Source organism: bacterium, from assembly GCA_024226335.1.
In the GTDB taxonomy this organism is placed as follows: Bacteria; Myxococcota_A; UBA9160; order SZUA-336; family SZUA-336; genus JAAELY01.
Window position 1 is genome coordinate 18,855 of record JAAELY010000545.1, and the last position, 22,608, is coordinate 41,462.

Below are 22,608 nucleotides of genomic sequence, written 5' to 3' on the forward strand. Positions count from 1 at the left end.
GCGTCGAGCGACGCCCCCGCCGTCCCTTCGCTGGGCGGAATTTCCCGAGAGGATCCCCGATGTCCACCAGTCTGGTCGAATTCTTCACACGCGGTCATCGGGACATCGACTCCCGCTGGGCCGAGGTCGAAACTGCCGCCGACGCAGCGGATCGCGATGCGGTCCGCACGGCCTGGAGCGGTTTCAATGCACTGTTGCGCGAGCACCTCGACATGGAAGAGCAATTGCTCTTCCCCGCTTTCGAGAATGCCACCGGCATGACCGGCGGACCGACCGAGGTCATGCGCGGAGAACACACGCAGATGCGCGGACTGCTCGATCAAATGGCGAGCGCACTCGACGCGGGTGACATACAGGAACTGGTCGATCAGGGCGACACGATTCTGATGTTGATCCAGCAGCACAACTCCAAGGAAGAAGGCATGCTCTACCCCATGTCCGAGAACGCGCTGGCAAGCGAGTGGCCCGGACTCGAAGAGAAGCTGCTCAACTGGAAAAAGAACTCGTCTTAGAAAGAATTACATGGATCGCGTTCGCGGTGTCATCTTCGACGTGGACGGTACGCTGGCCGACTCGCTCGGCTTCTATTACGGAATGGCCTGCTCGCTCGTCGATGCCCTGGACGCTCCAGCAGTGAGCCGGGGGCGGGTTTACGAACTGATGGGCAGCGGCGATCCCGACCTGCTGGTCAAACTCTTCCCTGCAGGTTTTCCGGATCTGGAAGCGCGGTTGCGCCAGGCGGTTGGCGACGAAGTTCGAGTCTGGATGCGCCGCCTGGCCAGTGAGACACAGGCTTTTGCCGGCAGCCTCGAACTACTTCGTGACTTGCACGCGGTGGGCCGCCCGCTGGGGATCGCCACCTCATCGGCAAGCGCTCTGCCATTTCTAGATCGCTGGGGCGTGCGCCAGTTGTTCTCATCGATCGTAGGACGCGAGCACACCGAGCGACGCAAGCCGCATCCCGACCCCGTGCTTCGCTGCGTTCGCGAACTCGACCTCGAGCCCGGTGAAACCGCGTACATCGGAGACTCGCCGATCGATATCGAGGCAGGCCGGGCCGCGGGCGTCCGCACGGTCGGCGTACTGACGGGAACCAGCACACGCGAGACCCTCGAAGCAGTTACTCCCGATTACATCATCGACAGCGTGTCCGACCTGGGACGATTGCTTCCGGGCCACGAGCCGCGATCGTGACGCAGGCGTCAGAACTACTGTAATATCTCTGGAAGTCCGGTTCTGGGATCTCCGCGCTTGCGAAGTCGGCGCTCTCCCAGTCGAGTACGACCGGTCGCGTGCCAGAGTCACGTGCAGAAGTCGCATGCAACCCGCCGGACGCAGGAGGATCAGCCGTGGCCACTTCCAACGCCGGCAAGGCGCGCAATCGTCTTCACCCAATCGTCGCCACACGCGCACTGCGCGCCCTCAGCGCAAACCCCGACGACACCACCCAGGCGATCATCGCCATCGGTGCTCTCTCCGGAAATTCCCACGCGCGTCTCTTCAGACGCTTCAAGAAATCCGAAAAGGGGCGGAAGATCCTGCTCGAGAAGCGCACCCTCTACGACCTGCTGGCCGACCAGGAGCGGATGCTGGCCATGCCCCCCGGCTCTCTCGGACGGACAATCGTCGAGTGGTTCATTCGCGAGAACCTCAGTGCCGAAGGACTCGCAGGGGCCAGCCAGGCCGCCGCCAAGGAGTTGGGCGACCGGCCCCCGATAAGCGATGAGGCAGAGGTCTTCGGCACGCGCATACGCAATCTGCACGACGTCTTCCACGTCGTAACCGGTTACGACCGAGATATGCGCGGCGAGATGGCCGTGCTCTCCTTCACGTTCGCGCAGACGGGCAATACCGGAATCGCGTACATGGTCGGCAGGTCGCTACTTCGCATGGGATGGAACTCGGAGACGGGCAAGCTGATCCGCCAGGGCTACCGGCGCGGTCGACGCGCGCAATGGCTGCTCGACCAGGACTGGGAGACACTTTTCGAACAGCCGATCGACCAGGTGCGCGAGCAACTCGGTCTCGGCGAACCGCCGGTCTACGAACAACTTCGCTCCGCCGGCGCTCCCGCGCTGAGCGCCTGATCGCTGCCAGCGAAGGTCTCGCGAAGACGAGGAGAAAAATGAGCAGCCGAATCATCGTCGTGGGCGGTTCCGTCACCGGTCTGGTCGTGGCCCTGGTGCTGGCCCGGGAAGGACATCAGGTCACGGTCCTGGAAAAGGACCCGACGCCGCTACCGGAAACACCCGACGAGGCTTTCCAAGGTTGGCAGCGGCGGGGCGCTCCCCAGGTCCTGCAATCCCACGCGTTTCTCGGCCGCATGCACAACCTGATCCGCGACCGCGAGCCCGAACTCTTGCAACACCTGCTCGACGCAGGGGCCGAAGAGTTGACGTTTCGCAGCATGGCCGGCCAGTACCTGGCCGACCCGGTCTTCGAGCCGGGAGATGACGACCTGGTTCTACTGGCCTGCCGCCGGGTCACGCTCGAATGGGTACTGCGCCGCCATGTGCTCGCAACGGGCCTCGTCGAGGTTCGGGACGGCGATGAGGTCACCGGCCTGGTCGCCGAACGCGATCCCGGGACCGGACTTCAAAGCGTTGCGGGCGTCAACCTGCGCGCGGGCAATGGCGCCACGAGCGTTCTGGCGGGTGACCTGATCATCGACGCCAGCGGACGGCGTTCGAAGCTCTCCGAGTGGCTCGTCGAGATCGGTGCACCGGCGATGCGCGAAGAATCGAGTTCTTGCGGGATCTTCTACGCGAGCCGCTTTTATCGGCTGCTCGAAGGCGCGAGTCGGCCGAGCGAGGACGGCATCATAGGTGCGGATCTCGGCTACCTGAAGTACGGCATCTTCCCGGGCGACGCGCGCACATTCTCGATCACACTCGCGGCGGCCCCCGATGACGATCCCATGCGCGCGATCCTGCGCACGCCGAGCTTCGAACGTGTGACCGAATCAGTGCCTATGTTGAAGGAATGGACCGACCCGGCGGTTTCAGAACCGATCACCGAAGCCAACGGCATGGCGAACCTGCGCAACACGCGGCGTTACTTCGTCGAGAATGGCGAACCGCTCGCGCTGGGCGTAATTGCGATCGGCGACGCGTTGATCCACGCCAACCCGATCACGGGTCGCGGCTGCAGCCTGGCCTGGATCAGCGCCTACGCTCTGGCCGATGCGCTGCGAAAGCACTCGGGTGACCCGCGTGCCATCGTGCTCGAACTCGAATCGGTCATCGAGAGCGAACTCGCACCCTGGTTGCAGATGCAATTGCGCCAGGACGAGGCAGCCATCGAGGTCAACGAAGCCCTGTGCCGCGGCGAGGATCCCTTCCTGGTCGAACGGCCCGATGGAACGCGGGATCAGAAGGCTTACATGCAGGACGTGATCCGGCAGGGTCTGGGTCCCGCGATACGCTCGAACGTGGAGATGATGCGCAGCTTCATGCGCGTCGCTCACATGCTCGACAACCCCATGGAACTGCTGAGCGATCCGGAAGTGATCCGGCAGGTGCTCGTAGCCTATGAGACTCGCCACGAGCGCGAAACGCTGGTCCGGGGCCCGGAACGGACGGAGATGCTTGAGATTCTGGCCGCGGCCTGAGCAGATCCGAGCGCTGAAAGAAGGCCGGACATGACTGGGGTCATACCCGGAGGACGTAGCACCGCACTAAGGTAGGGACCCATCTCTAGCCAGGTAAAGCGAGGAATTGAAAATGCCGGTTGAAGAAATCATAACTCAGCTCACCACACACTGGAAGTTCGACTACGAACCCAAGGTGAAAGCCCTTCGCGATCTCTATGAAGTCGCCAAGAAGGAGCAGTGGAACGCGGCCGCTGATATCAACTGGAACCTGGAGATCGACAAAGAGGGCGACATTCTCGCGCAGCCCCAGGATCCCACTCGCGAACTCGACGCGGTTCTGGCCCTGCCGGACAAGAAGCGCTCGGAATTCGCGATCGCCAACGCAGCCTGGACCCTGTCTCAATTCCTGCACGGAGAACAGGGCGCCCTGCTCTGCTGTGGCCAACTGGTCGAAGCCGTTCCCGACATCGATGGCAAGCTCTACGCAGCGACCCAGGTCGTGGACGAAGCGCGTCACGTAGAAGTCTTCCATCGCTACCTCAAGCGACTCCACCGCGTCTACCCCATCGACCCCGCGCTCCAGGCCGTGCTCAACGCGATCCTGGAAGCCGATATGTGGCAGATGAAGTGCGTCGGCATGCAGGTGATCGTCGAGGGGCTGGCGATGGGCTCTTTCAAGATCATGAAGGAAGAGTCCAACGACGAGTTGCTGCGCAACGTCGTCGAGCTGACCGCTCAAGACGAGGCGCGTCACGTGTCCTACGGGCTGATCTACATGAAGGACGAACTGCCTCGCATGAGCGATCCTGACCGCAATCGGGTCGAGGACTTCGCCTACACCGCAGTCGAGGCGCTGTCCGGGCGCAAGCCGGGCACCGGTTTCACCAGTCAGATCGATCTCTTCCAGGAGGTCGGCCTGGACGTGGGCGAGGTGGTGACCGAGCTAACGGGCAAGATGGCGGATCCCGAGTTCGTGGCCAAACAGCCGGATGCCTTCCGCGACTACGTCATGCCGCAACTCAATCGCCTGGGCATCATCACCGACCGCACCGCGCCCAAGTACCGCGAGTTGGGTTTCGAGGTCTAACAGGCGTCGAAAACCCGAGCCGGGCCCCGGCAGACCTCTTTCATTCCAGGGTCGCGCGTATGCCACAATGGGGCATACCTGCTCAGAGCCTCGCCTTCAGCGCGGCCAGCTAGCAATGATGGAGGATCACCGTGATCAAGACACGCTTCACAGAACTGTTCGGTGTCGAGCACCCGATCGTCATGGGCGGCATGCAGGGGGTCGGCCGCGCCGAACTCGTCGCCGCCGCGGCCAATGCCGGTACCCTCCCATTCCTGACCGCACTCACCCAGCCCACGCCCGAGGATCTGGTGAAGGAGATCGATCGCACGCGCGAACTCACCGATCGACCTTTCGGCGTGAACATCACTGTGCTGCCTAGCCTACGTGAGATTTCTCACGAAGAGTACGCGGCTGCGGCGATTGAAGGTGGCATCAAGATCATCGAAACGGCGGGTCGCAGCCCCGAACCGTTCATGAAGGCGTTCAAAGAAGCGGGAGTGCGTGTAATCCACAAGTGCACGTCGGTCCGGCACGCGGTCAAGGCCGAAAAAGTAGGCTGCGACGCCGTGAGCATCGACGGATTCGAGTGCGCGGGTCACCCGGGCGAGGACGACATCCCGGGCCTGATCCTCATCCCGTGTGCGGCCGATCAGGTTTCGATCCCGCTGGTTGCGTCCGGCGGTTTCGGCGACGCGCGCGGACTCGTGGCTGCAATCGCGCTCGGCGCCGAGGCGATCAACATGGGAACCCGCTTCCTGGCAACCCAGGAAGCCGGAGTACACCCCAACATGAAGCAGAAGCTCGTCGATTCCGACGAGCGCGACACGGCGTTGATCTTCCGCACCATGCGCAACACTGCACGCGTCTTCCGCAACGCCGTCGCAGAAGAAGTCGTAAAGGTCGAAGCGACGGGCGGCACGATCAAGGACGTTGCGCACCTGGTTTCGGGTGAGCGCGGACGCGACGCTATGTCGAAGGGCGACGTCGACGGTGGCATCTGGACTGCCGGAATGGTCACTGGCCTGATCCACGATATTCCGACGTGCGCCGAACTCGTGAACCGCATCGTGTCGGAGGCCGAGGCTCTGATTCAGAAACGCGTCGCGCCCGTCGTCGCCTGATTAGCGGGGGCGGCCCGCGATAGGAGGCTAGGCTCCGTGCTCCGCCCACCACTCGTCGAGTTCGGGCAGGAAATAGCGCAGGCGGATCTTCTTGTACTCCTCGAGGCTCACCAGCAGGCGGTAGTCTTCGCGAGCGAGTTGCAGCTTGTCGGCCAGGCGAGCTGCGACGACCTCGCAGGCTTGCAGATCCGGACCGTGGATCATGCTGTAGAGCGTGTAGGGAAAGCCCTCGATGGGATTGCGTGCGTAGCAGTGGCTGACCTCGGGTGCAGCCGCCAGGATGGCCCCGAGTTCGCTCGAGCGCTGGCTCGGTGCGCACCACACGGTCATTGCATTGGCGCGAACGCCGAGTTTGCGATGGCGCAGGGTGCCGACGTAGCGGCGGATTGCGCCTCCCAGATGCTCGCGACCGAATGCGATCAGCGTCGCCTCGTCGGTACCACAAGCGCTGGCCAGCTCTGCAAAAGGCCGTAAAACCAGAGGGGCCGGGGTCTGCAGGGCGCGAAACAGACGACGGCTCTCGTCAGTGAGCCGCACGGCACCCGTTTCGGAGGGAGGGGCCACCTCGGTATGGTTCTGGCGCGTACGCAGATCGAAATTGACGCCAATCTTGAAGGTCTCGGTGCGCCGCAGCGCGTGAAAGGCGGTTCCGCAGGCGCTTGAGAGCGCCGCGATATGCGCATCGACTCCAGGGGCGAATGGCGCTGCGATCGTGTACCAGAGGTTGTACTCGTGATCGCGCAAATAGTTATGCGTGATGGTGGGGTGATCGTTCAGGATTGCGACTACTTCGGCGAGGCGCTCCTCGGCGACCCTTCCTGCGACAAGGGCACTGTCGTAACCGAGCGCGCTGCCTTCGAGAACTGCCGAGATCTCGCGCAGAGTCCCCTGCTCGCTCCACTTCTGGAGGAACTCCAGAACCTCTGGCTCTGGAATGCCCAGCTCAGTCCCGATCTCCGCAAACGGTCGCTCGCTGAACGGCACCGCGTGTTGAACCGCACGGATGATCTGATTCTCGTGCTCCTCGCTCAGCTTCACATCAATTCCTTTCCGCAGCCCCTTACAACCCGATCTCGAATGCGCGCCAGGGACCGAAGATACCGGAAGGCGAAGCCAGAGTCTCGACGTCCTCGATCTTGCGGGTCGTCGCGTTCACGAGCAGTAGCTGGTTGGCGCGATTCGCGCTGACGAGCACATGCGAGCCACGCGGCGTGAAATCCATGTGGTAGATGCGGCCGGCCAGTTTGATCGTATCGACCACGGCCAGTCGCTCGACATCGATCACCTGAACGAAAGCATCATCCTTCTCGCCCGAAAAACTCACCCAGACCTCGCGTTCCGTCGGCGAACGCACGGCGTATACAGGATGGCCGCGCAGGGGAATCGATTGCATGAAGGCAAATGAACTCCGATCGAGCACGGCTAGTCGGCCCTCACCGACCAGGGGCACGAAGATGAACTGGCCCGCGACGGCCCACGACGCCAGGTGTGGCAGCTTCACGGGCGCACCGCGCGGATAGGTGCGCTTCGGATCGCGCAGAGACACCGCCCGAGGACGTGACTGCGGATCGGTGAGATCGAGCACCGTGACAGTGTCGGACTCCAGATGACCCACCACGTAGTTCCGACCGTCCGGAGTGATCATGGCGTCGTAGGGCATGCCGTGCTCTTCGAGCTTCACGCGCCTCTCGACGACGAGTTCGGGGCCCGAAGCGTCGATCACCCAGATCTCGGCACCTTCCATCAACACACAGACGAAACGGTTTCCAGGCGCATCGACGATACCGGTCACACGCGAGGGCACGGCTTCGCCTTTGTACTGAAACGTAGCGTCGAAGCGCTTCACCAGCTTCAAGGTCCGCGCGTCGAGGACGGTGACGCCCCCCGGCACGTACTCGGCCGTGGCGATCAAACGCCCGTCCTGGCTGATCGCGTTATCGATCGAACTCTTCGAGGTGAACACCTCTCCCGCCCGTTCGAGCTTTTCCAGATCAATTCGGCTCACCTGGCCGCTGCGCGAAGAGAGATAGCCATATCTCAGATCCGGCGAAAAGATCATCGTGGCATGACGCAGATTGCCGAGGCCCGTGATGCGCTTCGGATTGAGTTCTCGCGTGGCCAGATCATAGACGGCGAGGCTACTGGAAGCGCGCTCCACAACGAATACCCGCGAGCCCGTTCCCTGTGCATGCGCAACCTCGGCGCTGAACAAGCAAGCAAGCAAAATACTGATGATGACAAGTCTCATGTAGACACTCCGATCTCGGAATCTTCGAGTACGCAGGCCGGATCGGGATCCCATAGTTCTCCGCCGTCGGCGAGAGCGCGTTCACGGTGTGAACCGCGACACAACGCGCGGTATTTGCACGCACCGCAGCGTCCTTTGAGATAACCGCTGCGATCGGCCAGTAGTGTACGCATGGGGTGCTCGAGTATGTCCTTGAAAGCATCGCGGCGCACATCCCCGAGCGTCTCCTGACGCCAGAACTGGTCCGGGTGAACGTGACCGCGGTGGTCGATGTTCAGGATCTTCTCGCCGGCAGAGTTTCCACCCCGCTCGCTCAATAGGACGCGCACAGGTGTGGCCGCATTCGCGCCGTATTGCGATTCGATCCAGCGCAGCAACAACGGCCCATCGGAGTCATTCGAGCCGGTAACGATGCGCGTTTCGGCAGCATCGACGAGCATTCCCTCGGCTGCCGAGAAAAGGCCAAAAAGCAGCGCGCGCACGTGCTCTTGCCCGACGTCCTCAGCCGCCATCTTGCGACCGCGCCCGGAATAGAGCAAGTGGGAAACATAGAAGCGATCAGCACGAACTTCGCACGCAAGCGCGAGCATCGCGTCAATCTGCTCGAAGTTGCGCGCGGTGAGTGTCATGCGCAACCCCGTGCGCATTCCAGCCGCCTTCGCGAAACGCAAGCCACGAACGGCCGCCTCGTGGCCACCCTGCAGACCCCGATACTCGTCGTTGAAAGCCGGGATGCCATCGATGCTGATGCCGACGTAGGCAAAACCCGCCTCGGCCAATCGGTCCGCGCACGCCTCGTCGATGAAAACACCATTGGTCGAAAGCTGCGGAGCGATGCCGATCCGTCGCGCATGCGTCGCGAGTTCAACAAGATCATCGCGTAGCAAGGGTTCTCCGCCGCTGAAGATGACGATTCGCACGCCACAGGAAGCGAGGTCATCGAGCAGGCGCAGCGCCTCTTCCGTATCGAGGTCATCCGAAGAAGGACGAAAGGCCGCGCCGGCGTAGCAATGCGGACACGACATATTGCAGTGCCGGCAGATATTCCAGACGATGACGGGAGCGCTGATATCCGGTGCGAAGCGCTGAGGTGCACGCGCACCCACTTCGGCAGGAGTGACCCGTTGACGGGCCACTTCGAGCATATCGCTCACCGGCAGCATCGATATCTCCTTCCCATCACGTCTGATGCGCTTCTTGACATGTCCCGAGATCCACTGGTAGAGGACGAGACCTCATGTTCATACGCAACGCCATACGACTCAGCATCGCCCTTTTCCCCATCGTTGCCCTGGCCGGTGGCGCAGCACCAGACACGGCGGAAGTGTACGCTGCCAACTGCGCCTCGTGCCACGGTGTCAGGCGGTACGGAGACTACGCTCCTCCGCTGATCCCGAGCACCCTCAAGCGAAAGAGCGACGAACGCCTGCTGAAGGCGATCCTCGAGGGCCTTCCGGCCACGCAGATGCCCCCGTTCGGCCAGTTGATCGACGAGGAAACTGCCAGGAAACTGGTGACCTGGATGCGCCAGCCCGTGGGCAAAATCCACTGGGACGTCGCAGACGTGGCCTCGAACCGCATAGCCTTCCCCCCAGGGGAAAAGCGGCTCCCCACCTCGCTCGCCCGCGAGCACGTAATGCTGGTCGTGGAGCGCGGGAGCGGCAATATCTCGGTGCTCGACCGCAAGCTCGATGAAGTCGACCGCTTCCCCGTCGGACGCGTTCACGGCGGGCCGAAATTCGACCTCGACTTCCGGCGAATCTGGGCAACCACCCGCGACGGAACGCTGGTCGTCTACGATCTCGAACGCGGCGGCCTGAGGGCCAAGGCGAAGGTGGGAGTCAACACCCGCAACGTGGCCGTTAGTCCGGATGGCGCGCTGGTCGCCGCTGCCAATCTTCTGCCGCCGGGCGTGATGCTGCTCGACGCCGACCTGAACCCCCTCCATCGACTCGCGCTGGACGGCCAGACTTCGGGAATCTACGCCTTGCCCCATTCGGATCGCTTCATCCTTTCGTTGCGCGACCGCCCCACGCTGATCGAGATCCCCTATGCCAAACCGTCGTTGATCGAGACGGCGCTGCCAGAACCCTTTGAGGATTTCACGCTCGTGCCGGGCCGCAACCAACTGCTCGCCAGTTCGCGCGAAGGCCAACGCATCATGCTCTGGGATCTCAAACAACGGCGAGTCGTTTCGGCACTCGACACGGAAGCGCTGCCTCATCTATTCTCCGCTTGTTTCTTCGAGCGGGACGGGCGCCTCCACGCGGCTCTGAACCACATGGGCGTGCCGCGCATGTCGATCCTCGACCTCGAGTCGTTCAAGATCGTGAAGGAGATCGAACTACTGGGCGCTGGTTTCTTCGTCCGAACACACCCGGGTACGCCCTGGCTCTGGGCCGACACGAACACCGAAGCCATCCAACTGGTCGACAAGGCCTCGCTGACACTGAGAGAACCGGCACTGATTCCAGAGCGCGGGAAGAAGTCTCTCCATGTGGAATTCAGCGCCGATGGCGCGCAAGCCCTGGTCAGCGTCTGGAACAAGGAAGGCGCAGTCGTGGCCTACGATTCGCACTCGATTGAAGAGCAACGTCGCTTGCCGTACGCGATGCCGGTAGGGAAGTACAACGCAACCAACAAGACTCGGCTACTACGCTAGCCAGACCGTGTACGTGCACCGGTGACGGGCGCGGGTGCGCCCAGGCTCACTTCTTTGCTTTGTCCCCTCGGAATAAACTCTTCAATGACTTGACGTTTCCCGCCTGGGGCGCGTGACACATCGTGCAGTTGAAACGCGTCCCCGCGACATCCTTGGCCTTCTCGTAGCCCTTTACCCGATTGCGCATAGCGTCGCTCTTCTTGCCCTGCACGATCACTGCGCGTTCGAAGTGCGTCTTGGGCAGAGGCAGATCCTGCTTGCTCGTGGCATTTTCGGGATGGTGGCACACCATGCATTCGTTGTCGTCCGAAGTGATCGGAAGCATGTCCTCGACGGTATGCGGGATCGAAGGTGGCGCTTCAGAGAAGGAGCGTTCGATCAGCTTCGATTCGCCAGCGGCCGTCCCGATGTAGTTCGCCAGGTCCTGCCGACTCATCGCGTCGAGATCCGAGTCGCGGAACCAGACATCGAGACCGTCGTCCACCTCCTTGACTGGATCGGCTGCGGGCGCAAGACCGGGCAGCAAGAGTGCGCTCGCGATCAGGATGCAGAATATCGCTCTCATGGTGACCCCTCCTCCGGGCTATTTACCGCGCCTCCGCCGAAGCGGAGCGCGAAGTGATAGGCATCGCGCGGGCACACCTCGAGGCAGCGCGCGCAGTTCAGACAGTTTCCATGGTCGATGAAGCCCCGTTGCTCCATCTCGTCGTAGCGAATGACCTTGGGTTCGGGACAGATGCGGATGCAATCGCCACAGTAATCGCAGCGTTCCTGAGCGAAACGCACACGCAGCAGCGACCAGCGGCCGACGAGTGAATAGAAGGCGCCGAGCGGGCAGAGTGAGCCGCACCAGCCCGGCCGCAGAACGAACAGGTCGAGCACGAAGATCCCGGCCACGACCAGCAAACCCAGACCCGGACCGTAGATCAACTCTCGATGAGTCATGGCGATCGGACTCAGCCACTCGAAGGCCGCCACTCCGGTGATCGCCGAGACCGGCAACGCCAGAAACATGATCCAATAGCGAACGCTGCTGTCCACATGCAGGCTGCGACGACCGTCTAGACGCGGACGCAGCCAGGCGGCCAGATCCGTGACTGGATTCAGCGGACAAACCCAGGCGCAAAATCCGCGACCTCCGAATACGTACCAGAAGCCGAGTACCGTCACCGCACCCAACAACACCGTATTCTTCAGGGTATGACCCGTTGAAAGAATCTGCAGAACGGCGTAGGGGTCGGACAGAGGAAGCGTGCGCAAGACTCGAGAGGCCGAGAGATTCCCCGTCAGTACGCCGAGGTGCCAATGCGCACCTAGCCAGAACAGAACGAGAATTCCGATCTGGGTCGTTCGCCGGGCAAGTAGGTAGCGGTGCTTCCGTAGCCAACTCAAGGCCCCTCAATTCCAGAGAGATCATCCATCTGCTCGAGTACGCGCTCGAGACTGTTCTCCCATTGCGGCAGGTCCGGCGCCGTCTCCGGCGCCTTGAAATCACCACTGATGTCCGTTTCTTCGAGCCAACCGAAGCGATAGTTGTCGCCCAGTTTGCCCCGCGCCTGCTCAACGGGCAGCACCTTGATCGCAGCCTCTTCGAGTACGCAGACGTGCTCACACTTTCCACAGCCGGTGCAGGCGTCGGAATTGACGACCGGAATGAAGTAGGCGTGCTTGCCCGTGCGCTCGTTCTGCCGGAACTCCAGGCCGATCGCCTGGCCCATGAGCGGGCAGGCTCGGTAGCAGACCTCACAACGCAGACCCTTGTAGGCCAAACAGTTCTCGTGGTCGACGAGCACCGCGAGCCCCATCTCGGCCTCTTCGATGGGCGTTCCGGACACGAGTGCATCGGTGGGACAAGCCTCGGTACAAGGCGAATCGGGGCACATTTCGCACGGTACTTTGCGCGGTTCGAAGTACGGCACGCCGATCGCCTCACCGTCTCCAGCCGTCGCGATCTGCAGCGTATCGTAGGGACAGGCTTCCACACACTGGGAACACTTGATGCAGCTCGCCAGGAAGGCGGGCTCATCTTGAGCACCAGGAGGACGAGGCGCAGAGACGCTGGCTCGCGACTCACCGGCGACATGCACCCAGGTCATGCCACCAGTCAGCGCCAGAGCCAGGCTCTGCGGCTTGAAAGCCGCCAGGAAACCCCGGCGGCTGACGTCCTTTGCGGGAAGGCTCACGGTCAGGCCTTTCGCACTCTCACAGCGCACTTCTTGTAGTCGGTCTCCTTCGAGATCGGACAAGTCGCATCCAGAGTCAGCTTGTTGATCAACACGTTCTCGTCGAACCAGGGCACGAATACCAGACCTTTCGGTACACGATTGCGACCCTGTGTATCAACGCGCACGCGCACCTTTCCGCGCCGCGACTCCATCACGACCTCGTCGTTGCGCTTGATGCCACGCGAGGCCGCATCCTCAGGGTGCATCCAACACACCGCGTAAGGCACCGCACGGTTGAGCTCCGCAACACGCTTGGTCATCGAACCCGAGTGCCAGTGCTCGAGCACCCGACCCGTGCACAACCACAGGTCATAGCCCTTGTCCGGAATCTCTGCGGCCTCAGCGTAGGGCCGGAAGAAGATCTTCGCGCGACCCGCCACACTCACCTTCTCACCCTTGAGACTGCCGTTCGGGATCTTCTTCAGCGCCTTGCCGTAGAAGTCGTACCCCTTGCCGGGCTTCACGTAGGGATCGTAGCCCTCCTTGAAGCGCCACTGCGTCTCGCGCCCATTAACCACCGGCCAACGCAGACCTCGCACCTTGTGATAGGTATCGAAATCCGCCAGGTCGTGACCATTGCCGAGACCGAACTCGCGGTACTCGGCCCACAGCGCCTTGTGCACGAAGAATCCCGCCTCCTCGGCCACATCGTTGGGATGGCCATTGGCAATCGGATCGGGCCAGGCGTGCTTCTTGTATTCGGGCCGCGCGAACAGAACTTCGTACAGCGTCTGTTCGGGGTCGTAGCCCATCTTCTTGGCATCTGCGAGCACATCGGGAAGCTTGCCGTCGGGGAAACCGTCGACCTTCAGACCGGGCAGTGGCTGCTCCTTCCACACTTCCTTCAGCTTGAAGCGCTTCGAGAATTCCATCGTCTGCCAGATATCGGCCTTCGCCTCACCTGGAGCCTTCACCTGCTGACGCCAGTGTTGCGTTCGCCGCTCGGCGTTTCCGTAGGCGCCCCACTTCTCGTAGATCATGGCCGCTGGCAGGACCAGATCGGCGACCTTGGCCGACACCGTAGGATAGGCATCCGAGACGACGATGAAGTTATCGCCCTCGCGCGCCGCCTTGACCCACTCGTTGGCGTTGGCGAAGTCCTGGAATGGATTGGTCACCTGCGCCCAGAAAAAGCGCACCTTGCCCGACCGCAACTGGCGCATCATCTTGACCGCGTGCGTCCCCACCTTGGGGTTGAGCGTCTTCGCGGGCAGATGCCAGAGCTTCTCGCTCTTGGCACGATGGCCACCGTTGAAAACCACCATGTCCGACGGTAGGCGATGCGCGAAGGTGCCGACCTCGCGCGCGGTACCGCAAGCCGAAGGCTGTCCGGTGAGCGAGAAAGCTCCCGAACCGGGCGTCGACATCTTGCCACCCAGGAGGTGAATGGCGTAGATCTGCTCGTTCACCCAGGTACCGCGCGAATGCTGGTTGAAACCCATTGTCCAGAACGAAATGATCTTCTTCTTGCGATCCGAATACAGATCAGCCAGCTCGATCAGCTTCTCCTTCGACACGCCCGAGATCTTGCTCACGTGCTCGGCCGTGTAGGGCTCGAGCTGCTTCTTGTACTCCTCGAAACTGATCTTCCAGTGTGCGCCGGCTTTGCCGCGCATCTTCTGGCCTTTCTCGCGCGGGTGGTCGGCAGGCAATCCGTAACCGATATCCGTCGGGCCGGTTGCAAACACACAGTGCTTGTCGATGAACTCCTTGTCGATCGCCCCCTTCTTGATCATGTGGCGAGCGATGTAGTTCATGATCGCCAGGTCGGTCTGCGGCTTGAAGATGATCTCGACGTCCGCGAGATCGCTACAACGATTCCCGTAGGTAGAGAGATTGATGACCTTGGTCGCGGGCTTGCTGAGCTTGCGATCGGTGACCCGCGACCACAGGATCGGATGGCACTCGGCCATGTTCGCGCCCCAGGTCACGACGGCATCTGTCTGTTCGATATCGTCGTAGCAGCCCGGAGGCTCGTCGATACCAAACGTCTGGATGAATCCAGCAACCGCGGACGCCATGCAGTGTCGAGCGTTCGGGTCGAGATTATTCGAGCGGACGCCCGCCTTCATGAACTTGGCGGCGGCATACCCCTCGTCAATCGTGTATTGGCCAGAGCCGAAGACCGCAACACTCGACGGACCGTACTGGCCGTAGTACTGCTTGAATTTCTGCTCCATCACGTCGAAGGCCTTGTCCCAGGACACCGGAGTGAAGCGGCCCTTCTTGTCGTACTTGCCATCCTTCATGCGCAAGAGGGGCTTCGTGAGCCGATCCTCTCCGTACATGATCTTGGCGTTGAAGTAGCCCTTGATGCAGTTGAGACCCCGGTTCACAGGCGATTCAGGGTCGCCCTTGACCGAAACCACACGGCCCTCCTTGGTGGCCATCATGATTCCGCAACCGACGCCACAGAAGCGGCACACGGACTTGTCCCACTTCCAATCCTTCTGCAGTTCTGCAGCCTGTGCCCGCGCTTCGGGCGGAATGGAAATTCCGATTCCGGTGGCCACTGAGGCCGCAACCGCCGTCTTGACGAACTCCCGTCGCGTCTGTGCCATGGATCCCTCCGTGGTATCGCGCCTTGTTGGCGCGTGCCGTTTTGTCCCTGCATCGGGACGGCGGCCCCAGTTACAGCAAGCCGCGTGCCGATCCGTGAGTTCAGTCGCCGTCGGGCAGCGTCACGGATTCCGCCATTTCAGCCATCGCCACGTGTTCGAGTTGTTGGATTTCACGAAGGCGATCGGCGCCCTCACCTCCACTGACGGCTTCGATCGTCACCACAAGACGCCCCACACCGTCGTGGTGGTGTACCTGGGCCCAGGGAAACGCGTTTATTGCGGTAGATACCTTTTCGAGATTCTCGGGACGACACGCGACGACCACGCCAGAAACATTCACGATGCACCTCCGTCCGACACGTCCCAGACCAGCACGCGGGCATCATTGCCCGCGGACAACAACCTGCGGCCTCCGTCGGTAAAACGTAGCACCTGAACCGGTGCAGTGTGGCGATCTAACACATGCGTGACTCGACCGCTCAGCAAGTCGATCACCTTGATCCGATCGCCCTGCAGGGCAATGGCCAGACGCCCGCGCACACGATCAGCCGCCAGCGCCGTAATATAATGATCGTCTCGATAGAGTACGCGAGGCTCGGAACCGTTCAGGTCCCATACGAGCAGGCGTTTGTCCTTGCTCGCGGTGGCCAGTCGCGTTCCCGATAGCCAGGCCAGTCCGAAGACGCTGTCGCGGTGCCCGCGCAACACGGACGCCGTCTCTCCATTGGAGATGTCGATCAACTGCACGCGACTCGAGCGAAGCGCCACCGCCATCTGCTTCCCGTTCGGACTCATGGCCAGAGCGTAGACCGGATCGTAGTCGAGCTGGCGGCGGAAGCGCTCCTCTCCGGTCGTCACGTCAAACAGGCTGACTTCTCCTGTCATATGGCCCAGGAAAAGCCGATCGTCGTCGACGAAACGGCAGGTCGTAACTCGAGCCAGTTCGAACTGATGCGTCGTTTCCGGGCGACCGTCAGCAGTGAAACGCCAGAACCGCAAGCGGTCATCGGAAGCCGCTACTGCGACCCGCGTTCCCGAGGGCGACACAGCGACACAACTCACGGTTGCCGGAAACTCCTTCTCTCCGGCATCGATCACGAGCAGAGGAGCAAGCACGCGCTGCCTGCGCCAGTCGAGAACATCTACATGACCGGACTGCGTCGCTACCAGTAGTATCGATTCGCGCAACGCGCCGTCGAGCACCATGTGGTCTGCGCGCATCTCGGCCTCGAGTTGCGCGTGGGCTGGAGTGGCTAGAAAAAAGGCCGAGAATAGAGCGGCTGCAACACCGACCCGCGCGTCAGCCGTCCTCATAGCGGAGTTGACCGTTGTTGATGGCCATTGCGACCTTCACCATGAGCGTGAACAGCAGCGCTCCGATCGACCAGACAGCTGCACCAACCATGAGTTCGTTCAGGCTCGGGTTGTAGGCGTAGACCTCACCCAATGCGTCGGGCGTCATACCGGGAAGCAGCAGACCGAGACCCTTCTCGATGAACACACCCAACACCGCGAGCGCACAACCCAGGTTCAAGACGGCGATGCGGTGGCGCAATACCGGAATTACGAAGATCACAAAGGCCGCGAGGTTGCTCAGCAGTGCCGTCCAGGTGTAGATGGCGATGTCAGTGCGCTCCGCCGTTCCAAACCACTGGAAGTGTCCGTGGGTCGTGTGGGCCGTTTCGAAGTAGAACTCCTTGAATACCTCGACGCCCAGGAAGAACAGGTTGACGGCCATCGCGTAGGCCAGCAACTCGCCGATCTTCAGCAGAGCGGTGTCCGTCAGGCGCATATGCCCAACACGACGCAGGATCTGGAAGATCAGCACGAGAAGGGCGGGACCCGAGCAAAACGCGCTGGCCAGGAAACGCGGCGCAAGTATGGCCGTGTGCCAGAACGGCCGCGACGCCAGACCCATGAAGAGGAAGGCCGTCACGGTATGGATGAGGACCGCCAGTGGAATCGACAGGAAGATGACCGGCATGATGAAGGCGGCGTTGTACTTCTGGCCAAGGAAGCTCTTGTAGAGCAAGTAGGTGACGATGAAGTAGTTGACCAGCAGGTACAACGAGACCACCAGGATGTCCCATACCAATAATGATGATGGGAAATTCGGTTGACCGACCCCGGGCATCAGGTGCCAGATCACTTCGGGTCGGCCGACGTCGACGTTCACGAAGAGAATCGCCATCACGATGGCCGCCACAGCCACGAGTTCTCCGACCAGGACCAGTTCCTTGATGGGCCCCCAGTCGTAGATATAGGCGGGTATCACCAGCACGACTGCCGCGGCTGCCACACCCACGAGAAACGCAAAGTTACCGATGTAGAAGCCCCAGGAAACCTGATCGCGCATGTTCGAGGTGATCAGGCCGTTCTGGAGCTGATTGGCGTAGGCGAGCCCGCCGACGGCAATCACGACCAGGAGTACGCCGATCCAGGTCCAGTAGCCGGAGTGCCCCCGTGTAACCACGGAGATGCTGCCCTTCACGAAGCTCAAGAAATGGAGGAGTACCTGTCTCATGGCGCTTACCCGTAGAAATAGAAGAACTTGGGGTTGGTCTTGAGTTCCGCTTTGAGCACGAAGGTTCGCTTGTGCTTGAGCAGATATCGGATCTCGCTATTCGGGTCGAGCAGGTTCCCGAACTTGCGCGCGCCAACCGGACAGGCCTCATGGCATGCCGGGTAGCGTCCCTCGCGCACCCGCTGAATACAGAAGGTGCACTTCTCCACGACACCCCGCGGTCGCGGCCGATTGCCGATGATATGCGTATCGGTATTGATCTCGTCCTTGGGAATACTCGGCTCACCCCAGTTGAAGTGGCGCGCGCCGTAGGGACATGCGGCCATGCAGTAGCGACAGCCGATGCACCAATCGGAATCGATCACGACGATGCCGTCCGCTTCCTTCCACGTCGCTCCAGTCGGGCAAACACTGGTACACGGCGAGTCCTCACAGTGCTGGCAGGCGATCGGGAGATACATCTTGTCTTCAGCGGGCACTTTTTCGTGGTCGTAATAGGCGTTGCCATGCTCGAGGTCGATGCCGCGTATCATGTCCTCGCGCTCGAACTCGAGCACGCGGATCCAGTGGATCTCAGGATCGCGGGACTGGTTGTTCTCCGCCACGCATGCATACTCACAGCGTCGACAACCGATACAACGGGATACGTCGAGACCGTAGCCAAAGACCACACCGTCGACGGGCCCGGTGGCCTTCACCTTCATGTCGACGCCGAGCTTCTTGGAGTACTTGCGCTCGAGGCGCTCCAACACCTCGGCCAGTTCTTCGTCGGACATCTCGCGGAAGTGCTTCTGCAGAAAGGTCTCGAAGTCGAAGGCCTGCGCGGCGCCTGGAACGGCCGCCGCGGCGCCAATACCCGCCAGCGACGTCTTCAGGAACTCGCGGCGCGAGGCACCGCGTTCTTTGCGCTCTTGCGGCTTCGCGCTAGCTCGCTTCATCGTGCGGCTCCTTGCCGGCGATTGCCTCCGGCCGGCGTGGTGGGCGCTTCGGCTCGATGGGCTTGAAAGGTGGATTGTGCGGATCGTGGCAGACCACACATGTGCGGTATTCCTTCGGACCCCACCAATGCCCCGTGCGCTTGCCGTGCACGCCTGCACGCCAGTCGGGCAACTTCTTGGCGTGGCACTGTGTGCACAGTTTCCACGAGTCTTCGAACGGAATATTCGTATCGTCGGCTAGACGCAGTTTCTGCCGATCCCGCGGATTCGGATTGTGGCAGCTGTAGCACCAGAGATTGCCGTGCGCGAAATCCAGTTCGTCGTGCTCGTCCTCCAACTCGCGCACATCGCGCTCTGGGAGATCGCTCGACTCGTGGCAATCCGAGCACGGCAGGTAGTCGTCGGCGATTTCGGGTGCAGCGAGAAGAACGGGTTCGGGCTCGGGCGGCAACGTGCGACTTGCCGATGGGCGCGGAGTGTCGGGATCGAAATCGGTCTGCACCGAGAAGAGCACGAACGCCAGAAGCACTGCCCCGCTGATCACAGCCCAGGTCGCCATCTGGTGTGGAGGGGGCGCCCACTCCCCCTCGACTTCTTCTCCCGGTTGACCGGAGTCACCTTCCGCCATGACTACTCAGGGTCGTCTGCCGTCGGGTCGTAACCCTCGGGCACAGGGTGGGCGATCTTCTTCAAAGCCTCTTCGTAGTCGAAGCCCGATTTGCCGCCGTCGGAGCAACTGTAGCGTTCAGGATCCCAGGCTGGACTTTCGTCGTTGTGGCAGGCGACGCAGACCTTCTCGCTCTGTTCGACCAGACCCTTCGAGAGCGCCTTGTCTCGGTCGATCATGACCTTCTTCTTGCGATAGTCCTTGCCCGCACCGTGGCAGGATTCGCACTGCACACCGGCGGTGCGAACGAACTTGCGCGATACCATCTCATCGGGCACGCCGTGGGCCGTCACGTGGCACTTCACGCATTCGTCGGCCTTCTGGGGATCTCCGAGACCCTTCTCAGTGGCCCACTTGCGAGCCTTGTCACTCGCAAGCGTCTCGAACGCCTTGCTATGCAGTGAATCCTTCCACCAGGCGTACTGATCTCCGATGGCTTCTTTCTCGTGACAGGACTTGCACTTCTTCACGCCGACAAACTTGTGGTCTTTGGCTTGAACGGATCCCGGACCAACAACCAACAACATCGAAAATACCAGCAGAAAAAGAGTCATTACGCGCAAGCCAATCACGATCCCGTCTCCTTACGACTGAAGCGCCCCGCAAAAAGGGGACGCTTCAGTTAGATGACGCTCACCCTCCGTGAACGCTTCAGTAAATATCGTGAACTGTGTTGTACACGTTCCACTTGCCGGTGGGCGTTTGCAGCCAATCATTCTTGAGGCGCTGCTTCTCCTTCAGCGTCTTGTCGTCGTAAATGATGACCTCGCCCTGCTTGTCCCATACCGACGCCCATACTTCATCGCCCGCCTTGTTGTACTCGAAGTGGACGATCTTTCCGTGGTCGGTGGCCTTCCAGCACTTGGCACCCTCGTCGAAGGCGTCCTTTCTGAAGACACAGATCTGCTGGTTGTCGCCCTTTTCCTTGGACAAAGTTGCGTCAGTCCAGACGTGATTGCTCTTGGGATGCGTCTTCAGGAACAGTCCGGGACCACCGGTCTCCTCCTCTCGGACGACCTTCCAGGCGTGCTCCGGATGCCCGGCCGGGTCCGACCCGTACACGGATATGAGTCCTTCACCTAGATGGGTGGTTGCGCTCACCGGTCCGTATTTCGGGTCTACCCAGTTCGCACCGCGTCCGGGATGTGGCTTTACCCCGGTCTCGAACTTGGTCACGAACTTCTTTTCCTTTGTATCCACGACGACGATCTGGTCACGCATGTTCGCCGCGATCAGGAGATAGCGCTTGGTGGCGTCCCAACCTCCGTCGTGCAGGAACCGCTCGGTCGCGATCTGCGTCATCTTCAGGTTGTCGAGGTCAGAGTAGTCCACCAACCAGACCATTCCGGTCTCTTTGATCGCCACGACCCACTCGGAGTCGAAGTGCGAAGCGATGATCGTCGCCACGCGCGGTTCCGGGTGATACTCGTTTGTATCGTAGGTGGAGGATCGGGTGGAGATGACCTTGATCGGCTCGAGGGTCTGTCCATCAACCACGACCATCTGCGGCGGCCAGTAGCAACCGACGATCGCCAACTTGTCGCGGAAGTCACCCTTGGGTCCCTTGTACTTCGAAACGTCAACGGATCGCGCGTCCAGGCAGACACGAACCTCGGCCACCACCTCGGGCTTCTTCTGGTAGAGGTCGATCAGGGTGAGCTTGCCGTCGCGACCGATCGTGTAGAAGTAACGACCGGTGAAGGAAGCTCGGAAAATGTGAACGGCGAAACCGGTCTTGAGGACGCTTACCGCCTCCTTGGTGTCGCCGTCAATGATTGCGGCCTTACCAACGTCGCGCAGGATGTAACCGAAGGTGTTGTCGATGTCCCGGCTGTGTTCGGGCTTCTTCGGCCGCTTGGAAACCGGAATGTGGACCTTATGGGTCTCCTTCATCTCCTTCAGGCTCATCTCCGGCGGAATCGGCACCGGATTCTGTACAAACTTCGCCATCAGGGCCGTCTGGGCCTTGGTCATCTCACCTGTTCGGCCCCAGCCGGGCATTCCGGCGTCGGTACCTTCGAAGATCGTCTTTTCCAATTCGGGAAGCGTCTGCTCCAACATCTTCTTGTCGGTGATGCCGGGGCCGGTAGCGCCCTTGCGAAGCGCACCGTGACAGCCGGAGCAGCGGTCGAAATAGATAAACTGCGCTTCCTCAAACTCCTTCTCGGAAAGCTTGGGAGCCGTTGCACCGCTGGCAATCGAGGGGGCGATCAGTGCAGTCGTCGCCAGGACCACCGCGAAGAACCGAAAAATTCGCAAGCCTGTCATCGTAGGACCTCCATACGCGCGCTGGTTTGCAAGCGGCATGCCCGGAGAGACGTTCTCGGGGACCGCCGGATAGTGCCGAATCTGCTGACTCATCGGGTGCAATACCCTACAGCCCGCATTCAAACTGTGACAATTCGTCAAACGCAATCTCTTATAAGGTGCGGCTAAGTGGCGCAGACTAGCAACTAGCCCACGTCTGCGAGTGTGGTCGTTGAGGCCCACGAACGGAAGGCTTCACTCATCTGGACCCAGGCCGGATGCAATGGGCAGGGATCGCTCGGGTCACACGCACCCCAACCGAAAACACACCGGTCGTCACCGGGATAAGCGTCGACCGCAGCCAGGATTTCTGTAAAGGGAATCTCCGACGGTGGACGCGCCAGCTCGAAGCCCCCTCCCACTCCTTTGTAAGACTCGAGCACCCCGGCCACGACGAGACGTCGGAGAATTTTGGCCAGATACGGCGCGGGAATGCCCGTCTCATTGGAGAGATCGCGAGCGCGGACCGGCGTCTCGTCGGGATTCGCCGCGAGCCAGGCCGCTGCGCGAAGAGCGTATTCGGCTGTCTGTGACAGGACCATCCGCTGCCCGACCTCGTTTCGCAGTCTCGTTTCGCAGATTTCGTCCCGCCCTGGTGCTGCAAAACATGGACCGGAAGAACTCGATATCTGCTACTGTAGCATCCTGGTGGACCAACGGATCTGAAGGTCCACTATCCCCCCCATGGATCATC

General features: G+C 61.3%; 22 protein-coding genes. 7 read left to right on the forward strand and 15 right to left on the reverse strand.

Going from position 1 to position 22,608, the window contains the following annotated elements; all coding sequences use genetic code 11:
* Positions 1–59 precede the first annotated feature (59 nt).
* The 6 genes from GY725_26205 (at position 60) to GY725_26230 (ending at position 5,782) form a co-directional block, all read left to right on the forward strand.
* Complete coding sequence (locus GY725_26205; protein ID MCP4007690.1) at positions 60–512, forward strand: hemerythrin domain-containing protein; 453 nt, start codon at positions 60–62, stop codon at positions 510–512.
* 10 nt (positions 513–522) lie between these two features.
* Positions 523–1,194, forward strand: a complete 672-nt coding sequence (locus GY725_26210) for an HAD family hydrolase (protein ID MCP4007691.1) — start codon at positions 523–525, stop codon at positions 1,192–1,194.
* Between the two features lie 155 nt (positions 1,195–1,349).
* Entirely contained in the window at positions 1,350–2,087 is a 738-nt protein-coding gene (locus tag GY725_26215) for a hypothetical protein (GenBank protein MCP4007692.1), read from the forward strand.
* Between the two features lie 38 nt (positions 2,088–2,125).
* Positions 2,126–3,610: an NAD-binding protein gene (locus GY725_26220; protein MCP4007693.1), complete on the forward strand. Its 1,485-nt coding sequence runs from the start codon at positions 2,126–2,128 to the stop codon at positions 3,608–3,610.
* Positions 3,611–3,722: 112 nt separating this feature from the next.
* Positions 3,723–4,679: a ferritin-like domain-containing protein gene (locus tag GY725_26225; protein ID MCP4007694.1), complete on the forward strand. Its 957-nt coding sequence runs from the start codon at positions 3,723–3,725 to the stop codon at positions 4,677–4,679.
* Positions 4,680–4,810: 131 nt separating this feature from the next.
* Positions 4,811–5,782 carry a nitronate monooxygenase gene (locus tag GY725_26230; protein ID MCP4007695.1) on the forward strand — a complete coding sequence of 324 codons (972 nt, stop codon included), beginning with the start codon at positions 4,811–4,813 and terminating at the stop codon, positions 5,780–5,782.
* 27 nt (positions 5,783–5,809) lie between these two features.
* On the opposite strand, the gene GY725_26235 is transcribed toward GY725_26230, so the two are convergent.
* From GY725_26235 to GY725_26245, 3 genes are read right to left on the reverse strand one after another with little or no spacing between them, the layout of a single operon-like run.
* Positions 5,810–6,820 (reverse strand): Lrp/AsnC family transcriptional regulator, encoded by a 1,011-nt coding sequence (locus GY725_26235; protein ID MCP4007696.1) that lies wholly within the window; start codon positions 6,818–6,820, stop codon positions 5,810–5,812.
* A gap of 22 nt (positions 6,821–6,842) precedes the next feature.
* Positions 6,843–8,030, reverse strand: a complete 1,188-nt coding sequence (locus GY725_26240) for a protein nirF (protein ID MCP4007697.1) — start codon at positions 8,028–8,030, stop codon at positions 6,843–6,845.
* Positions 8,027–9,193 (reverse strand): radical SAM protein, encoded by a 1,167-nt coding sequence (locus tag GY725_26245; GenBank protein MCP4007698.1) that lies wholly within the window; start codon positions 9,191–9,193, stop codon positions 8,027–8,029. Before GY725_26245 ends, GY725_26240 begins: the two co-directional genes overlap by 4 nt.
* 74 nt (positions 9,194–9,267) lie before the next feature.
* Here GY725_26245 and GY725_26250 point away from each other — a divergent pair, with 74 nt between their 5' ends.
* The gene (locus GY725_26250) at positions 9,268–10,692 is read left to right on the forward strand and encodes a hypothetical protein (protein MCP4007699.1); all 1,425 of its coding nucleotides are present in this window, start codon (positions 9,268–9,270) and stop codon (positions 10,690–10,692) included.
* Between the two features lie 46 nt (positions 10,693–10,738).
* On the opposite strand, the gene GY725_26255 is transcribed toward GY725_26250, so the two are convergent.
* From GY725_26255 to GY725_26310, 12 genes are all read right to left on the reverse strand, one after another.
* Positions 10,739–11,257, reverse strand: a complete 519-nt coding sequence (locus GY725_26255) for a nitrate reductase (GenBank protein MCP4007700.1) — start codon at positions 11,255–11,257, stop codon at positions 10,739–10,741.
* Entirely contained in the window at positions 11,254–12,084 is an 831-nt protein-coding gene (napH, locus tag GY725_26260; GenBank protein MCP4007701.1) for a quinol dehydrogenase ferredoxin subunit NapH, read from the reverse strand. Before napH ends, GY725_26255 begins: the two co-directional genes overlap by 4 nt.
* The gene (gene napG, locus GY725_26265; GenBank protein ID MCP4007702.1) at positions 12,081–12,875 is read right to left on the reverse strand and encodes a ferredoxin-type protein NapG; all 795 of its coding nucleotides are present in this window, start codon (positions 12,873–12,875) and stop codon (positions 12,081–12,083) included. Before napG ends, napH begins: the two co-directional genes overlap by 4 nt.
* 2 nt (positions 12,876–12,877) lie before the next feature.
* Positions 12,878–15,478, reverse strand: a complete 2,601-nt coding sequence (gene napA / locus GY725_26270; protein ID MCP4007703.1) for a nitrate reductase catalytic subunit NapA — start codon at positions 15,476–15,478, stop codon at positions 12,878–12,880.
* A gap of 100 nt (positions 15,479–15,578) precedes the next feature.
* The gene (locus GY725_26275) at positions 15,579–15,818 is read right to left on the reverse strand and encodes a chaperone NapD (GenBank protein ID MCP4007704.1); all 240 of its coding nucleotides are present in this window, start codon (positions 15,816–15,818) and stop codon (positions 15,579–15,581) included.
* Positions 15,815–16,792: a PQQ-binding-like beta-propeller repeat protein gene (locus GY725_26280; protein ID MCP4007705.1), complete on the reverse strand. Its 978-nt coding sequence runs from the start codon at positions 16,790–16,792 to the stop codon at positions 15,815–15,817. Before GY725_26280 ends, GY725_26275 begins: the two co-directional genes overlap by 4 nt.
* The gene (gene nrfD / locus GY725_26285) at positions 16,779–18,002 is read right to left on the reverse strand and encodes a polysulfide reductase NrfD (protein ID MCP4007706.1); all 1,224 of its coding nucleotides are present in this window, start codon (positions 18,000–18,002) and stop codon (positions 16,779–16,781) included. Before nrfD ends, GY725_26280 begins: the two co-directional genes overlap by 14 nt.
* A 5-nt stretch (positions 18,003–18,007) precedes the next feature.
* Positions 18,008–18,940 (reverse strand): 4Fe-4S dicluster domain-containing protein, encoded by a 933-nt coding sequence (locus GY725_26290; GenBank protein MCP4007707.1) that lies wholly within the window; start codon positions 18,938–18,940, stop codon positions 18,008–18,010.
* On the reverse strand, positions 18,927–19,568 hold the full coding sequence (locus GY725_26295) for a hypothetical protein (GenBank protein ID MCP4007708.1): 642 nt from the start codon (positions 19,566–19,568) through the stop codon (positions 18,927–18,929). Before GY725_26295 ends, GY725_26290 begins: the two co-directional genes overlap by 14 nt.
* Before the next feature lie 2 nt (positions 19,569–19,570).
* On the reverse strand, positions 19,571–20,179 hold the full coding sequence (locus GY725_26300) for a cytochrome C554 (protein ID MCP4007709.1): 609 nt from the start codon (positions 20,177–20,179) through the stop codon (positions 19,571–19,573).
* Positions 20,180–20,258: 79 nt separating this feature from the next.
* Positions 20,259–21,875 (reverse strand): nitrite reductase, encoded by a 1,617-nt coding sequence (locus GY725_26305; GenBank protein ID MCP4007710.1) that lies wholly within the window; start codon positions 21,873–21,875, stop codon positions 20,259–20,261.
* 185 nt (positions 21,876–22,060) lie between these two features.
* Positions 22,061–22,456, reverse strand: a complete 396-nt coding sequence (locus GY725_26310) for an Rrf2 family transcriptional regulator (protein ID MCP4007711.1) — start codon at positions 22,454–22,456, stop codon at positions 22,061–22,063.
* Positions 22,457–22,608: the final 152 nt, after the last annotated feature.

Bases quoted from the DNA above. Each gene is read 5' to 3' on its own strand.
- GY725_26220 (MCP4007693.1), top strand. From the start codon at position 2,126: ATGAGCAGCCGAATCATCGTCGTGGGCGGTTCCGTCACCGGTCTGGTC.
- napA (MCP4007703.1), bottom strand. From the start codon at position 15,478: ATGGCACAGACGCGACGGGAGTTCGTCAAGACGGCGGTTGCGGCCTCA.
- GY725_26305 (MCP4007710.1), bottom strand. From the start codon at position 21,875: ATGACAGGCTTGCGAATTTTTCGGTTCTTCGCGGTGGTCCTGGCGACG.
- GY725_26280 (MCP4007705.1), bottom strand. From the start codon at position 16,792: ATGAGGACGGCTGACGCGCGGGTCGGTGTTGCAGCCGCTCTATTCTCG.
- GY725_26245 (MCP4007698.1), bottom strand. From the start codon at position 9,193: ATGCTGCCGGTGAGCGATATGCTCGAAGTGGCCCGTCAACGGGTCACT.
- GY725_26225 (MCP4007694.1), top strand. From the start codon at position 3,723: ATGCCGGTTGAAGAAATCATAACTCAGCTCACCACACACTGGAAGTTC.
- GY725_26290 (MCP4007707.1), bottom strand. From the start codon at position 18,940: ATGAAGCGAGCTAGCGCGAAGCCGCAAGAGCGCAAAGAACGCGGTGCC.
- GY725_26210 (MCP4007691.1), top strand. From the start codon at position 523: ATGGATCGCGTTCGCGGTGTCATCTTCGACGTGGACGGTACGCTGGCC.
- GY725_26295 (MCP4007708.1), bottom strand. From the start codon at position 19,568: ATGGCGGAAGGTGACTCCGGTCAACCGGGAGAAGAAGTCGAGGGGGAG.
- GY725_26310 (MCP4007711.1), bottom strand. From the start codon at position 22,456: ATGGTCCTGTCACAGACAGCCGAATACGCTCTTCGCGCAGCGGCCTGG.
- GY725_26240 (MCP4007697.1), bottom strand. From the start codon at position 8,030: ATGAGACTTGTCATCATCAGTATTTTGCTTGCTTGCTTGTTCAGCGCC.
- GY725_26250 (MCP4007699.1), top strand. From the start codon at position 9,268: ATGTTCATACGCAACGCCATACGACTCAGCATCGCCCTTTTCCCCATC.
- nrfD (MCP4007706.1), bottom strand. From the start codon at position 18,002: ATGAGACAGGTACTCCTCCATTTCTTGAGCTTCGTGAAGGGCAGCATC.
- GY725_26255 (MCP4007700.1), bottom strand. From the start codon at position 11,257: ATGAGAGCGATATTCTGCATCCTGATCGCGAGCGCACTCTTGCTGCCC.
- GY725_26205 (MCP4007690.1), top strand. From the start codon at position 60: ATGTCCACCAGTCTGGTCGAATTCTTCACACGCGGTCATCGGGACATC.